Below are 15,615 nucleotides of genomic sequence, written 5' to 3' on the forward strand. Positions count from 1 at the left end.
GGCAGGGGATCATCTGCAGTAGTATTTTATAAAAAGAAGAAGGAAAAATCCATGCAGAAGTAATTTCTACAGGTATAGAATTTACTCTTGCAAGGTAGAATTTAAAAATACATTTAACCCCAAGGATATTAATGACGTATCCGGCATATAAGCAAAACGAAAATATGTTCGATTAATTGCTGCATATTTTCTTTCGCTATGTTATACTATGTGTAAGAAAGAAAATCTAATATATTATAGAATCTGCGTATGCAATATAAACTACCATATGGTATGGTCAGTGAAATACCGGCGAAAGATATTAACCCCAGAAATTGAAGAATACCTACAGAAGCTGGTGCAGCAGATTGCTGAGGATAAGAGTTTTACCGTTCATTTATTTGAATGTGGGGAAGATGATCATGTCCATTGCTTTGTATCAGCACCACCTAAGCTGTCCATAACAGCAATCGTCAAGTATCTGAAGGGAATCACCGGCAGGAAATTATTCGAACGTTTTCCGGAAATAAGAAACCAGCTGTGGAAGGGAGAGCTGTGGAACCATTCCTATTATGTGGAAACGATCGGATCTGTATCTGAGGAAAATATCCGCCGTTATATTGAACATCAGAGTAAGTCGTATTAATTCAAAATGGAGCGTGAATATCCATCCGAATGACTGTCCGAAGGGAGAAGTGGAATGTTGCTGTCACACAAAACATCAGTAAAAATCTGTCCGGAATATTCCAATATCATAGGGCATATGTGCTATGCAGCATCCAAACTCTGGAATGTCTGCAACTATGAACGTCGCCATTATAAAGAACTTGGAATGGAAAAGTATCCTGACTGGTATTATCAGAAAAAAGCACATAAAGGGGATCTGTGGTACAGGCAGCTTCCTGCCCAGACGGCACAGGAGACCTGCAAGCAGCTGGATAAAACCTGGAGATCGTTTTATGTCCTGAAGAAGACTGGCGGGATCAAAGAGCCAAATCTGCCCCGTTTTAAACAGGACAATATACCGGTCGCATATATGCAGATGGGGATCCGGCATGAGAAAGGCTCAGACCAATTACGCCTGTCTCTGTCTAAGAATTTGAAAAACTATATGGAAGAAGCTTATGGGATCCATGAAAAATTTCTATATCTTGAAAATAAGATTTTTAGGGACATGGATCGCATAAAACAGCTGCGTATCTACCCGCCGGAAAATGGAAAATGTGACATTATTGTAATCTATGAGATGAAAGAACCAGAGCAGCTTTCCCAGAATGGCCATTATTTATCTATTGATCTTGGACTTCACAATCTGATGACCTGTTATGATTCTGGAAATGGCAGGACTTTTATCCTGGGAAGAAAATACCTTTCACTTGAAAGATACTTTCACAAAGAAATCAGCAGAGTTCAAACGATATGGTATGCACAGCAGTCGGGAAGAGGTATAAAATACCCGAAATCCTCGAAACATATCCAGAAGCTTTATCGTAAAAAGCAGAACGTAGTAAAGGATTATCTTCACAAGGTGATCAGATGGATTGCGGAATACTGTAGGAAAGAAGGTATAAGCAGTGTGGTTATAGGAGATATCCGAAATATCCGTAAAGAAAACGATATGGGACACAAGACAAACCAGAAGTTTCACGGACTGCCTTATAATAAGCTGTATATCATGCTGGGATACAAATTGAAACTGTATGGGATCCAGTTGATAAAACAGGAAGAAGGTTATACCAGCCAATGCAGTCCATTATCACCAGAAGTATCAAAAAGCTATGCAGAAGCATCAAACCGAAAAGAGCGGGGCATGTATGTAGCTGACGGAGTAAGATACAATGCAGATGCAGTAGGAGCATTCAATATCCTGCGGAAATATCTTTCCGTATCCGGAAAACAGAAAGAACTGTCTGTAACCGGACTAAAGAATCCAGAAATAATAAAAGTAGCTGTATAGCCGAAAGGCAAGCAGTATTGGTGTCATGGACACACCCTGAAAAAGGCGGTATCCCGCCAGATTTCAGATACGCAGGTAACTTAGTTGCCGAGTAGTTCACAAAATCTGGGTGTATGCCTATTACAATACCAAAACATGAGCCGATAAAGAAAGTATATGTAGAAATGGTAAGGGAAATAGTAGAAAGTGAGGCGAAGAATCATGAAGACGCTGAATGATTATATGTCAATGTCCTATCGTATGGAAGTTGTAGAAGATAAAACCGAAGGAGGATTCGTAGTTTCGTATCCGGATCTCCCTGGTTGCATTACCTGTGGAGAAACAGTGGAAAGTGCAATTTCAAATGCCCTGGATGCAAAAAAAGCATGGCTTGAAGCTGCATTAGAAGAAGGGGTAGAAATCCATGAACCGAGGGAATCAGTATGAATCAGTATTGCGTATATCTTCTTTCGAGGAATGATGCGGTATTCTCAAAATAGCAATTATAAGTAAGCAGCAAAACATGTTATTGAGAGCGGAATGCACAGTAACATGGAAAGAGCCGATGAAAAAATAAGCAGTTGACAAAGAACAGGTACATTGTTATAATTGCCTACATGAACAAAGGCGTTCTTTCTATAGAAAAGTAACTGTAGAAAGTGCGTCCTTTTTTATATCACTATAAAAAGAATCTATAAAACTTCCAGACAGGACAAAACTGTATCGAAGAATCATTAAGAAAGCAAAAACAGCAGAAACTATGCTGACAAGGAGTGAATGAAAATGGGGAATTATACCAGAGAAGAAATATTACAGATGGCTGAGGAGGAAGACGTGGAATTTATCCGTCTCCAGTTCACAGATATGTTCGGAACGCTGAAAAACATCGCCATAACTGCCCGGGAACTTCCCCGTGCGCTGGATAACCGATGTATCGTAGATGGTTCCTTTATCGCAGGAATTGCAGGAGAATCTGAACCGGATATGTACTTAAGACCGGATCTTGACACTTTTGCAATTCTCCCATGGAGACCACAGCAGGGCAAAGTTGCCAGACTGTTATGCGACATCTATTGTCCGGACGGAACCCCTCATGAGAGAAGTCCGAGATATATCCTGAAGAAAACCGCCCGGGAGGCAAAGAAGGAGGGATATACCTGTCTGGTAGATCCGGAATGTGAATTTTTCCTTTTTCATACAGATGATAACGGAGTTCCGACCACTGTAACACATGAGAAGGCAGGATATCTGGATGTCAGTCCTGTGGATCTGGGTGAAAACGCAAGACGTGATATTGTATTAAATCTAGAAGACATGGGGATTGAGGTAGAATCTTCTCACCATGAAACTGCTCCTGCACAGCACGAAGTAGATTTCAAATATGGTGAAGTCCGTACTATTGCAGACCGGATCATGTCATTTAAGATGACGGTCCGTACCATTGCCAAACGCCATGGACTTCATGCGACATTTATGCCTAAACCGCGGGCAGAAGTAAACGGCTCCGGAATGCACATTCATTTCTCCTTATTTAAAGATGGAAGAAATGTATTCGTCAATCCGGGAAATCCCCAGGAATTAAGTGAAGAAGCTTATTACTTTGTAGGTGGTCTTCTGGCTCACAGCAAAGAGATGGCACTGATCACCAATCCTATCGTAAATTCCTACAAACGTCTGGTTCCAGGCTATGAAGCACCGACAGAACTGACATGGACAAAGAATAACCAGAATTCCCTGGTAAGAATTCCGGGATCCAGAGGGATGGAAACAAGGATCGAGCTGAGAAGTCCGGATGCAGCAGCAAATCCGTATCTGGTATTTGCAGTATGTCTGGCAGCAGGACTGGATGGAATCCATAAGAAGATTTATCCGACCAAGTCCTCCAGCAGAGAGCTATCTGAAACAGACCAGAAAACAATGAAGATTGAGAATCTTCCGGGAAATTTAAACGAAGCAAGTGATTACTTTGAACAGAGTGACTGGATCAAAGAAGTACTTGGAACAGAATTTTGTAAAGAATACGCAGCAGCCAAGAAAAAAGAATGGCTGCGTTATACAAGAGAAATTTCAGCTTGGGAAATCGAGGAATACTTATACAGAATTTAACCGAATCAAGTAAGTCCCCTGTGGAGATTGCGAATATCCGCTTGATCAAAATCAAACAAGTCCCCTGCGGAGGTTGCAAAAAGCAATAAGCAGTAGACGGAAACTCAGACTGTAACAGAAATAGGAGTGGCAGAGTTATGAGCAGCAGCATTGTGATTGCGTTACCGAAAATTGAAGACGCAAAGAAAATCCGCACAATACTTAACAGACATGGGCTCACAGTAGCCTCTGTCTGCAGCTCTGTCTCTAATGCGCTGGCCAGTATCTCAGAGCTTGACAGTGGTGTTCTGATATGTGGGTATAAGTTGACAGATGCCTATTATAAAGACGCTCTCGATAACTTGCCACAGTATTTTGAAATGCTGCTTCTGGCTTCTCAGCGTATTATAGATGAAGCACCGAATTCCGTCAGCACTGTACAGATGCCGATGAAAGCAAGCGTACTGATAGATACGGTCAATGACATGCTCTATCATCTGGAACGCCGGATCAAAAAAGAAAAGAAGAAACCAAAGCCCAGATCAGAAAAAGAACAGAATTATATCTCGAATGCCAAACGCCTTCTGATGGAAAAAAACCAGATGACAGAAGAGGAAGCATATCGACACATCCAGAAATGCAGCATGGATTCAGGAACCAACATGGTAGAAACTGCACAGATGCTGCTCATGCTGATGTATGATGAGATTTGATTTTTCAAACACGTTCTAAATAAAATATCCGAAAATAATAAGGAAAATTTTGTAAAAAATGACGATATTATTTTGACAGAATATGTGGTAATATACAGAATATATTTTTGTTCATATCAAGTTAGAGGCGAAATACATTTTAACCCTAACATTATATTATATATAGAAAGAACACAAACAAACATAAAATAGATAATAACAGGAAGAATGATTACAAAGGCGTAATCAGAGAGTCCAGGGGATAAGTGTCTCCGGATTTTCTGATTACGCCTTTTTGATATTCCAGGGTTTTAAGCCAAAAAGTCGTTGTGCTTGCACGAAAAGCCTTTTGAACTTGAAACCAGTGAAGATATCACAAAGGTTTTCAGAAATGAAGAAATGGAGGATGAGGAAATGGAATTTATGGATGGAACATGGAAAAAAGAAATCAATACCTGGGAGGAACTCGTAGGTAATAATCTCCTGAACCAGGAAGCCGTAATCGAAGGCGCTGTTCACAGCATCCGTAATATGGGTGATGTGGCATTTATCATTCTTAGAAGAAGGGAAGGCTTATTCCAGACAGTCTATGAAAATGAAATGGCAAATGTTTCCATTCATGAATTGAAGGAAGCAATGACGATCAGGGTGAAAGGAATCCTGCATGAAGAGGAGAGAGCACCCCACGGAAGAGAGCTTCGTATTCGTCATATTGATATTTTATCAACACCGGCAGAGCCACTTCCAATGGCAATCGACAAATGGAAACTGAACACTTCCCTGGAAGCAAAATTAAACTACAGACCGATTTCCCTGAGAAATATTCAGGAGCGTTCCAAATTTAAAATTCAGGAGGCACTGACAAAGGCATTTCGTGATTATCTCTACGGACAGGGTTTTACAGAGATTCACACTCCAAAGATCGGAGCAAGAGGAGCAGAGGGTGGAGCAAACCTTTTCAAGTTCAGCTACTTCCACAAACCTGCAGTACTTGCGCAGAGCCCACAGTTCTACAAACAGATGATGGTTGGCGTATTTGACAGAGTATTTGAGACAGGCCCCGTATTCCGGGCTGAGAAACATAATACCAAACGTCACTTAAATGAATACACCAGTCTGGACTTCGAGATGGGATATATTGACAGCTTCGAAGAAATCATGGCAATGGAAACAGGATTCCTCCAGTATGCCATGAACCTTCTGAAAACAGAATATGCAAAAGAAGTACAGATTTTGAAGCTTGAGATCCCGGATGTATCCAAAATCCCGGCAGTCCGTTTCGATGTAGCCAAGGAACTGGTATCGCAGAAATATAACCGTAAGATCAGAAATCCATTTGACCTGGAGCCGGAAGAAGAAGCACTGATCGGACAGTATTTCAAAGAAGAATATGGCTCAGATTTCGTATTTGTCACACATTATCCGTCAAAGAAACGTCCATTTTATGCAATGGATGATCCGGAAGACGCAAGATTTACTTTAAGCTTTGACCTGTTATTCAAAGGCCTTGAGATCACAACAGGCGGACAGCGTATCCATGATTACAACATGCTGGTACAGAAAATTGAAGACAGAGGTATGACGCAGGAAGGCATGGAACAGTATCTGGATACCTTCAAACATGGTATGCCGCCTCACGGTGGACTGGGAATCGGTCTGGAACGTCTGACCATGCAGCTTATCGGTGAAGAGAATGTTCGTGAAACCTGTCTTTTCCCGCGAGATATGAATCGTCTGGAACCGTAAATAAGTCAGAAACTTGGAAAGCTGTCTATATATTGACCGGAAACGGCAGGTTGATTCCGGGCAGAAAGAAATAAAAGCAATATAGAATGTTACAGGCAGTATATATAAGGAGAAAATCATGGCAAAGATCATAGATGATGAAACAATGGAAAATGTCTGCATCCTGGCCAAGCTTTCCCTCTCGGAAGAAGAAAAGGAAAAAGCAAAAGCTGAAATGCAGAAAATGCTTGATTATGTAGAGAAACTGGATGAACTGGATACATCGGAAGTAGAGCCTATGTCCCATATTTTTCAGGACGAAAACGTATTTCGTGAGGACGTTGTCACAAACGGAGACAACAAAGAAGCAATGCTGGCAAATGCACCGAAAGCAAAAGAAGGACAGTATCAGGTTCCGAAAACCATAGGATAGGAGACAGGACAATGGAGTTGGAGAAATTAACAGCCCTGCAGCTTGGGGAAAAAATAAAACAGCGTCAGGTCAGCGTCCTGGATGGAGTAAAAACTGTTTTTGAACAGATTGAGAAACAGGATTCAGAAGTACACGCTTATCTTGACACATATAAAGAAGCATACAAACGTGCAGAAGAAGTACAAAAAGGCATTGAGGACGGTACTTATACCAGTCCTCTTGCAGGCGTACCGATCGCAATCAAAGATAATATCTGTATTAATGGAAAGAAAACTACCTGTGCATCAAAGATTCTTGAGAATTTTGTGCCTCAGTATAATGCAGAAGTCATTGATCGTCTGGAAAAAGCCGGACTGGTCATTATCGGAAAAACAAACATGGATGAATTTGCCATGGGAAGTACAACAGAGACCTCCGCTTACGGCATCACCAGAAACCCATGGAATCTGGAACATGTACCAGGCGGTTCTTCAGGTGGTTCCTGTGCAGCAGTAGCAGCAGGAGAAACTTATCTGGCACTTGGTTCAGATACAGGCGGATCTATCCGTCAGCCAAGTTCCTACTGTGGTGTAACCGGAATTAAACCAACCTATGGAACAGTATCCCGTTACGGTCTTGTAGCTTATGCATCTTCCCTGGATCAGATCGGTCCTGTAGGAAAAGACGTATCTGACTGTGCAGCTCTTCTGGAGATCATCGCAGGACATGATACAAAAGACAGCACATCCATGAAAAGAGAAGATCTTCAGTTCTCCAAAGAACTGACAGGAGATATCAAGGGGATGAAATTCGGAGTTCCTGAAGAATATCTGGCAGAGGGACTTGATCTGGAAGTAAAAGCATCTTTTATGGGTGTTCTTGATACGCTGAAAGAACTGGGAGCAGAAGTAGAATTCTTCTCTATCAAAACCATGGAATACATGATTCCGGCTTATTATATTATCGCCAGTGCAGAAGCAAGTTCCAACCTGGAACGTTTCGATGGAGTGAAGTACGGTTTCCGTGCAGCAGAATATGAAGGTCTTCACGACATGTACAAAAAGACCAGAACAGCAGGTTTCGGTGAAGAAGTAAAACGCCGTATCATGCTTGGTTCCTTCGTATTAAGCTCCGGTTATTATGATGCATACTATCTGAAAGCACTCCGCACAAAAGCCCTGATCAAGAAAGAATTTGATCAGGCATTTGGCAAATATGATGTGCTCCTTGCACCTGCATCTCCATTTACAGCACCGAAGATCGGTGAAAGCTTAAAAGATCCCCTTGCCATGTATCTTGGAGATATCTACACGGTAGCAGTCAATCTCTGCGGCCTTCCGGGAATCACAGTTCCATGCGGAAAAGACAGCAAAGGTCTCCCAATCGGGATCCAGATGATCGGGGACTGCTTCATGGAAAAGAAAATCCTGCGTGCAGCACACGCCTATGAAACCAGCCGCGGCTCCTTTGCCGTGCCAGGAGAAGGAGGCACCAGATAATGAAACAGTACGAAACAGTCATAGGACTTGAAGTCCATGTAGAACTTGCAACAAAAACAAAAATTTTCTGCGGATGCTCCACTGAATTCGGAGGAGCACCCAATACACATACATGCCCGGTCTGCACAGGTATGCCGGGTTCCCTGCCTGTATTAAATAAGAAAGTAGTAGAGTTTGCCCTGAAAGCAGGTCTTGCAGCAAACTGCCAGATCCATCAGTACTGCAAATTTGACCGTAAGAACTATTTCTATCCGGACAACCCACAGAACTATCAGATCTCTCAGTTATATCTGCCAATCTGTCATGACGGATGGGTAGAGATTGAAACCTCTGCAGGCAAAAAGAAAATCCGCATCCATGAAATGCATATGGAAGAGGATGCAGGTAAACTGATTCATGATGAATGGGAAGACTGCTCTCTGGTAGACTATAACCGAAGCGGTGTCCCGTTGATCGAGATCGTATCCGAGCCGGATATGAGAAGCTCTGAGGAAGTAATCGCCTATCTTGAAAAACTCCGTTGTATGATGCAGTATCTGGGTGTATCAGACTGTAAGCTTCAGGAAGGCTCCATGCGTGCAGACGTTAACCTTTCTGTCCGTGAAGTGGGAGCAGAAGAATTCGGTACCAGAACAGAGATGAAGAATCTGAACTCTTTCAAAGCGATTGCCAGAGCTATCGAAGGTGAAAGAGAGCGCCAGATTGAGCTGATTGAAGAAGGTAAGGCAGTCACACAGGAAACCCGCCGTTGGGATGATAATAAAGAATATTCTTATGCGATGCGTTCCAAAGAGGATGCCAAGGATTACAGATATTTTCCTGATCCTGATCTTCCGCCGATTCATATTTCTGATGCATGGATCGAAAAAATCAAGGCAGAGCAGCCGGAGCTTCGCGAAGCAAAACAGGCCCGCTATCAGGAAGAATACGGACTTCCGGCTTATGACGCAGGAATCCTTACAGAATCCCGTCATCTGGCAGGACTTTTCGAAGAAACAGCAGCTATTTACGGAAATGCCAAGAAAACAGCAAACTGGTTTATGGGTGAGGTACTCCGCCTGACGAAAGATAAAGCTATGGATCCGGAACAGGTATCTTTCTCACCGAAACATCTTGCAGATCTTCTGGTAATGGTAGAAAAATCCGAAGTCAGCCCACAGAATGCCAAGAAAGTTTTTGAGAAAGTCTTTGCGGAAGACATTGATCCTGTAGCCTACATTGAGGAACATGGTCTGAAGATTGTAGAAGACACAGGACTTCTGGAAGAAACCATCAACAGGATCCTGGATGCTAACCCAGGACCACTTTCAGAACTTCTGGGAGGTAAAGATAAAGTCATGGGCTTCTTTGTAGGCCAGATCATGAAAGAGATGAAAGGCAAGGCAAATCCTGCAAGTGCGCGCGAGACACTTATGAAAGAAGTAGAGAAGCGTAAATAAAATAAATCACCCCGGACATTATGCCCGGGGTAAAAAATGTTACTGTTCACTCTGTTCACAGCAACACGCTTCGCGATGCAAAAAATATGAACCTCCTTGTACAAAGCACAAGGAGTATCGTTTGCTTCGCAAACTTAATTTATGCTAATCGCATAAATTCGCGCAGTATGTCTCGGGTTTTCTGTGACCTTCGCTCACAAAAAACACCTCGCGGGATATTACCAGTGAACAGGAATGTTAATATTAAAAATTATGCTCAGAAAACACTTTGAGACTTTACATTATTAAATAATTAAGTATAATAAAACTCGAATAAAATATATTTGCAAAGAAGACACAAATAGAAATGGAAAGGCAAAGCAGCAGCCTGTTGTAGACAGGTATATAAAAACTGCGAAACATGCCAGGGAGGAAATCAAACATGGTAACAGTAAACCACAACTATCTGAAATTACCGGGAAGCTATCTGTTTTCCACAATTGGAAAAAAAGTAAAAGCATATAAAGAAGCCAATCCACAGGCAAACGTGATCTCACTGGGAATTGGTGACGTAACTCAGCCTCTGGCTCCGGCGATCATTGAGGCACTTCATAAATCTGTAGATGAAATGGGTGATGCAGCTACATTTCATGGTTATGCACCTGATCTTGGTTATGAATTCTTAAGATCTGCCATTGCAAAGAATGACTACAAAGACAGAGGCTGTGACATTGAAGCAGACGAAATCTTTGTATCTGACGGTGCAAAGAGCGATTCCGGAAATATCCAGGAAATATTCGGACTGGATAACAAGATTGCAGTGTGCGACCCTGTATACCCAGTATATGTAGATACAAACGTAATGGCAGGCCGTACAGGAGAATACAACAAAGAACGTGGCAACTTTGATAACGTAATCTATATGCCATGTACAGCATCTAACGGCTTCCTTCCGGAATTCCCGGAAGAAGTACCGGATCTTATCTACCTTTGCTTCCCGAACAACCCGACCGGTGGTGCGATCACCAAACCGCAGCTTCAGGAATGGGTAGACTATGCAAATAAAAACGGTTCTGTAATTATCTATGATGCAGCATACGAAGCATACATCTCCGAAGAAAATGTACCGCACAGCATCTATGAGTGCGAAGGAGCAAGAACCTGCGCCATCGAGCTGCGCAGCTTCTCCAAAAATGCAGGTTTCACAGGTGTCCGTCTCGGCTTTACAGTTGTACCAAAGGATCTGGTTCGTGACGGTGTAGATCTCCACAGTCTCTGGGCAAGACGTCATGGCACAAAATTTAACGGTGCGCCATACATCGTACAGCGTGCAGGAGAGGCTGTATACTCTCCTGAAGGAAAAGCACAGCTGAAAGAACAGGTAGGTTACTACATGAGCAATGCCAAAGCTATCTATGAAGGTCTGGCATCAGCAGGCTATTCTGTATCCGGTGGTGTAAACGCTCCGTATATCTGGCTGAAAACACCTGATAAGATGACTTCCTGGGAGTTCTTTGACTATCTCCTTGAAAAAGCCAACATCGTAGGAACTCCAGGCTCAGGATTTGGTGCTCATGGTGAGGGATTCTTCCGTCTCACTGCGTTTGGAACACATGAGAATACACTGGAAGCAATTGAACGAATTAAGAATCTGTAAGTAGCTTTCTGATAGGGATGCGGCAGATGTCACTTTGATAGAGAAAATTCGAAGGAGCATGGAGAACTGATTTTTAACATTATTTTCAGAGGAATAGTTATGATATACACAGTAAAACGAATTGAGGAAGACCTGGACTTCGGTTGTGAAGAGCGACCGAAAGGCATGCCAGTCATGGCAATAGTGACGCTTATGGATTCTTCAGGCGAAGAAATAAGGATAAAAGCAGAGGATGCCATGCTCTATGAATGTAACATCAATGAAGGGAACAAGGTTTGCCTTGATGCGAATAATAAGTTAGAAAAAGTAAAATAGAAATTATAGAAGAACCAAAGAATATATTTGGATAAAGAAAACCAATGGCTTTGACTGTTATCAGTCTGCACCATTGGTTTTTTTAGTATGGTATCTGGTTTTACTTTATTTTGTTCCAGCGTTCGACACCTCCTGCTGTTTTGTTACTACCACTATATCACATATAACGTTTTGCAGCTTAATATCTCACCTTATCAGTTATCCTATGTAACCAACAGCGGTGAAGGTGAAGGACTTCTGTTCTATGGAAGCACTATCATTCCGTTCAAGGATAAGTTCGATAAGACATTAAAGCTTTACTCACTCATGACTACTAAGCCGGAAGAGGTTGAAGCCAGAAAGCAGAAGGAAATGGAAGAATAATTGTGAAAAGAGTGTGTGAATTATTGACTAGAGTGGCTTCCAATGGTATATTTAAATTACCCAACAGGTAATTTAAAAAGGAGGGCAAACGTGCAGCTACTATACAATAACAGCAAAGTTCAGAAACAATGTACCGATTTAAAAACTGCAAAAAAGTTGTTTGGCGGGAATGCTGCATTAGCAACCAGCTTATTTGCCCGAATAAATGCTATGCAGCAGGCGAATGTAATTAAGGATATAGTAATGATGCCGACGTTTCATTTTCATAAGTTGAATGGCAACATGGATGGATTTTTTGCTATAGACGTAAAAACGAGGAGAGATCCATGGCGTATTATTATTCAGCCATTAGATGAGAATGAAGAACCTTATGATCCTTGTAATATTGATGAAATTGCTGGTGTGGTTAGAATTGTTGAAGTAAAGGAGGTAAGTAACCATTATGAGTAACTATATTGAATATAATGATAAGATTGCTTTTCATCCTGGATACTATATCAAAGAAATCATTGAAGAAAGTGGACTTTCTCAGAAAGATTTTGCAAAACGATTAGATACCACGCCAAAGAATTTAAGTATTCTGGTACGTGGGGAGCAAAGCTTATCAATCGATATAGCCATGAAATTATCTCGAATGTTAGGGACTAGTGTTGAATACTGGCTGAATCTTCAGAAGAGCTATGACGCTTTGATTGCTGAGTTTGAATTATCCAAGGAATTAGAACAGGAAAGAAGAATATTCAAGTACTTTCAGTACACATATTTCAGAGAGAATTTTGGACTGCCTGATCTTCCGAGAAAAATAAATGAGCAGATTAAGTGCCTGCGTGAATTTTTAAATGTTGCATCATTATCTGTTTTCACAAAGCAAAATATGGCAGTTAGTTTCCGAAGTGCATCTGAGGATATGAAAGAGGCTAATATTGCCAGAGCAAATGCAATGGTTCAGATTGCAATTAATCAGGCACTGAAGATAGAAGCACCTAAGTTTGACAAAAAGAAGTTTGAAAAAGCTGTTGATTATGCATTGACATTAACAACACAGCATGGTGATTTTTATCCATTGATTAGGAAGGCCTTTGAAGATGCGGGAGTAATATTCGTAATACTTCCAAATCTTCCGGGTTCAGGAATAAATGGTGCAACCAAGAAAATTGGGCAGAATGTAATGCTGATGGTGAATGACAGACGTTTCTATTCAGATACATTTTGGTTTACTCTGTTCCATGAGATTGGCCATATTATTAATGGTGATTATGGAATTACGTTTGAAAATGAGCATGTTGGACAGGAGGATGCAGCAGATAAATATGCGGAAGATAAATTGATTCCTCCAGGAGAATATGAGGCTTTTGTTAAAATGAATGAGTTTAGCGAAAATGCTATCCGCAGATTTGCTGAAAGAATTGACAGAGATCCAGGTATTGTCCTTGGCCGCTTGCAAAATGATCAGATTGTTCCATTTACAAATGTTGCACTGTCAAAAGCATTAAAACACAAATACAAAGTAATAACATCATAAAAAAGTATATAACTTGAGGTCGTCTACTGTTATCCACGATAGATGGCGGAATAATAGATGCTGTGATAGAATAAAGAAAACGATTTGATGTGTAAACTGGAATTTACAGGGATGATAAGCGGTTCATTATGATATAAATTGAATATGGAAATGAAAAGGCTATTTACCGTAAAACAGTAAATGGTCTTTTTTATATTTTTTTGGGAACAAGTAGAAATGTATAGCTGGAAATATACGTTTTATCATAATCTGTGAAATAAGATGGGTTAATTCTTCGATTTACATATTTTTTAAGGTGTTCTGGCATGGTATTATGGTACTTATAAAGAACCTATTATGTTTGTTGGAGAGAGCGGTGAAAAGTTATGAAGCTATTATTTAAACAAAGGCTGTTTTCATGGTTTGACAGCTATGATATCTATGATGAAGCAGGCAACACTGTTTATGTAGTAAAGGGCCAGTTGTCCTGGGGACATAAACTTGCAATTTATGATGCTTATGGAAATGAAGTAGGAATGGTTGTTCAGAAAGTTCTTACCTTCCTTCCTAAATTTGAAATTTATAAAAACGGCAGTTATATCGGATGCTTAAGCAAAGAATTCTCATTCCTGACACCACATTATAATATTGATTATAATGGATGGCATATTGATGGAACAATTATGGAATGGGATTATAGCATTCTTGATCGAAGCGGTTATTCAATTGCACAGGTTAGTAAAGAATTGTTTCATATGACTGATACATATGTTATTGATGTGCCGGATACAGGAAATGCGTTGGATGCTCTGATGTTTGTACTTGCGATTGATGCAGAAAAATGTTCCAGGAATTAAATAGTTGATTTTGGTGCCCGTGTGATAGGGGAGAATATTTAACAGAAAAAGAAAAGAATAAATGAAAGACATATATTACAATGAGTTTCAGGAGGAATAAAAATGTTATCATTATTATTTACAATTTGTATGATTTGGTTTGTAGGAAAATTTTTTGTTTTTGGGTTAAGAGCATCTTGGGGAATTATGAAACTGCTTTGTACAGTTATTTTCTTTCCGGTAATATTGATTGGTATGGTTATAGGTGGACTGCTGTACATTGCTTTTCCATTGTTGATTGTCGGTGGTATTATAGCATTGGTAACATCACATTCATAATGGAACAGGAGAAGAAAAAGGATTATTTTAATTTTTCTTTCTCAGCATTTAAGAGTTTGAGATTGAGCCTCTGTTCTCCAGCTGTCTTATCTACCCAAAGATTCAAAGAGTCTATGGCCAAAGAAATTTCATCAAGTTTTTTACTGATATAAGCAAAATCTTTTATTTCATCATCGCTGATCTTACCGTCACGGGCAATCTGGATCAGACGACCGGTAAGAGGGTTGATTTCATTTAGACTGGCAATTGTCTCCAAAATGATATTTGACAGATCGGTCACTTCTACTTCTGGAACATAACGATAGCCAATTTCACATTTGTGAGAGCAATAATAATTGCAAAGATCTGGTCTTTTGTAGGCATCTGCCATCTGAAGGATATCATAAGGCGTAGGTTCTTGTGTTTCATATTCAAATTTTTCAATTTTTGAAGCAGAGACAGCATTCATTTTTTCACTGGCCTCTGCTCTTGTAAGTCCTGCCGCTTCTCGGCAAAGCTGATAAATTGTTTTGTTTTCCCGGGTGGATTGTTTACCCATGAGAATTTCCTCCCTGTATAGCGCTAAACATGAGGATTATCTATCTTTCAGACCACATGCTGAGCGTGTATTTCTTATATGAATTTTATTATACATAAATTATGAACTAACAACAAGTAATAGGCTTTGTAAAATTATCATTTTAACAACCGTAGCAAGAATTCCCTCACCTTTATAGGTGATGGGATGAATTGCACATTCACTTAAATGAAAAACTAAATTCCATCTGTGGATTATCTCAGTAAATATGCGAGATTAAATTCCACTTTGCACCTTAACAATTCCATTTTTTTGCCTTATAATAAACCTGTAAGCACCCA

At 40.5% G+C, this 15,615-nt stretch carries 15 protein-coding genes and 3 pseudogenes; 17 read left to right on the top strand and 1 reads right to left on the bottom strand.

The window, feature by feature from the left end; all coding sequences use genetic code 11:
- Window positions 1-208 precede the first annotated feature (208 nt).
- The 17 genes and pseudogenes from tnpA (at window position 209) to KQI87_RS03430 (ending at window position 14,757) form a co-directional block, all read left to right on the top strand.
- Window positions 209-625, top strand: coding sequence for an IS200/IS605 family transposase (gene tnpA / locus KQI87_RS03355; RefSeq protein ID WP_216458926.1), 417 nt, complete (start codon window positions 209-211; stop codon window positions 623-625).
- 54 nt (window positions 626-679) lie between these two features.
- Window positions 680-1,936 (top strand): RNA-guided endonuclease InsQ/TnpB family protein, encoded by a 1,257-nt coding sequence (locus tag KQI87_RS03360; protein ID WP_253292355.1) that lies wholly within the window; start codon window positions 680-682, stop codon window positions 1,934-1,936.
- 95 nt (window positions 1,937-2,031) lie between these two features.
- A pseudogene (locus tag KQI87_RS17130) lies at window positions 2,032-2,154 on the top strand (toxin HicA); the annotation flags it as partial.
- A pseudogene (locus KQI87_RS03365) lies at window positions 2,138-2,415 on the top strand (type II toxin-antitoxin system HicB family antitoxin). The pseudogenes KQI87_RS17130 and KQI87_RS03365, both read left to right, overlap by 17 nt.
- Before the next feature lie 283 nt (window positions 2,416-2,698).
- Window positions 2,699-4,021 (top strand): glutamine synthetase family protein, encoded by a 1,323-nt coding sequence (locus KQI87_RS03370; RefSeq protein ID WP_216458927.1) that lies wholly within the window; start codon window positions 2,699-2,701, stop codon window positions 4,019-4,021.
- A 137-nt stretch (window positions 4,022-4,158) separates the two neighbouring features.
- The gene (locus KQI87_RS03375) at window positions 4,159-4,713 is read left to right on the top strand and encodes an ANTAR domain-containing response regulator (protein WP_118573040.1); all 555 of its coding nucleotides are present in this window, start codon (window positions 4,159-4,161) and stop codon (window positions 4,711-4,713) included.
- 393 nt (window positions 4,714-5,106) lie between these two features.
- Window positions 5,107-6,438 (top strand): aspartate--tRNA(Asn) ligase, encoded by a 1,332-nt coding sequence (aspS, locus tag KQI87_RS03380; protein ID WP_022380269.1) that lies wholly within the window; start codon window positions 5,107-5,109, stop codon window positions 6,436-6,438.
- A 118-nt stretch (window positions 6,439-6,556) separates the two neighbouring features.
- Window positions 6,557-6,850: an Asp-tRNA(Asn)/Glu-tRNA(Gln) amidotransferase subunit GatC gene (gene gatC / locus KQI87_RS03385; protein WP_008704901.1), complete on the top strand. Its 294-nt coding sequence runs from the start codon at window positions 6,557-6,559 to the stop codon at window positions 6,848-6,850.
- Between the two features lie 11 nt (window positions 6,851-6,861).
- Window positions 6,862-8,328: an Asp-tRNA(Asn)/Glu-tRNA(Gln) amidotransferase subunit GatA gene (gene gatA, locus KQI87_RS03390; protein ID WP_216458928.1), complete on the top strand. Its 1,467-nt coding sequence runs from the start codon at window positions 6,862-6,864 to the stop codon at window positions 8,326-8,328.
- Window positions 8,325-9,767 carry an Asp-tRNA(Asn)/Glu-tRNA(Gln) amidotransferase subunit GatB gene (gene gatB / locus KQI87_RS03395; protein ID WP_334300720.1) on the top strand — a complete coding sequence of 481 codons (1,443 nt, stop codon included), beginning with the start codon at window positions 8,325-8,327 and terminating at the stop codon, window positions 9,765-9,767. Before gatA ends, gatB begins: the two co-directional genes overlap by 4 nt.
- Before the next feature lie 421 nt (window positions 9,768-10,188).
- Window positions 10,189-11,403, top strand: a complete 1,215-nt coding sequence (locus KQI87_RS03400) for an LL-diaminopimelate aminotransferase (protein WP_118512443.1) — start codon at window positions 10,189-10,191, stop codon at window positions 11,401-11,403.
- A gap of 99 nt (window positions 11,404-11,502) precedes the next feature.
- A complete protein-coding gene (locus tag KQI87_RS03405) occupies window positions 11,503-11,718 on the top strand; it encodes a hypothetical protein (protein WP_195981938.1) in 216 nt (71 codons plus the stop codon).
- A gap of 174 nt (window positions 11,719-11,892) precedes the next feature.
- A pseudogene (locus tag KQI87_RS03410) lies at window positions 11,893-12,081 on the top strand (VirB4-like conjugal transfer ATPase, CD1110 family); the annotation flags it as partial.
- A 42-nt stretch (window positions 12,082-12,123) separates the two neighbouring features.
- Window positions 12,124-12,531, top strand: a complete 408-nt coding sequence (locus KQI87_RS03415) for a type II toxin-antitoxin system RelE/ParE family toxin (protein ID WP_082809124.1) — start codon at window positions 12,124-12,126, stop codon at window positions 12,529-12,531.
- Window positions 12,524-13,603, top strand: a complete 1,080-nt coding sequence (locus tag KQI87_RS03420; protein ID WP_062807548.1) for a HigA family addiction module antitoxin — start codon at window positions 12,524-12,526, stop codon at window positions 13,601-13,603. Before KQI87_RS03415 ends, KQI87_RS03420 begins: the two co-directional genes overlap by 8 nt.
- A 365-nt stretch (window positions 13,604-13,968) precedes the next feature.
- Window positions 13,969-14,439 carry an LURP-one-related/scramblase family protein gene (locus KQI87_RS03425; RefSeq protein WP_216458930.1) on the top strand — a complete coding sequence of 157 codons (471 nt, stop codon included), beginning with the start codon at window positions 13,969-13,971 and terminating at the stop codon, window positions 14,437-14,439.
- Between the two features lie 102 nt (window positions 14,440-14,541).
- Entirely contained in the window at window positions 14,542-14,757 is a 216-nt protein-coding gene (locus tag KQI87_RS03430; RefSeq protein ID WP_062807549.1) for a hypothetical protein, read from the top strand.
- Window positions 14,758-14,779: 22 nt separating this feature from the next.
- Here the strand turns inward: KQI87_RS03430 and KQI87_RS03435 are convergent, their stop codons facing one another.
- Window positions 14,780-15,295, bottom strand: coding sequence for a helix-turn-helix domain-containing protein (locus tag KQI87_RS03435; RefSeq protein ID WP_062807550.1), 516 nt, complete (start codon window positions 15,293-15,295; stop codon window positions 14,780-14,782).
- Window positions 15,296-15,615 lie beyond the last annotated feature (320 nt).

The organism is Blautia sp. MSJ-9, from assembly GCF_018919065.1.
In the GTDB taxonomy this organism is placed as follows: Bacteria; Bacillota; Clostridia; order Lachnospirales; family Lachnospiraceae; genus Blautia_A.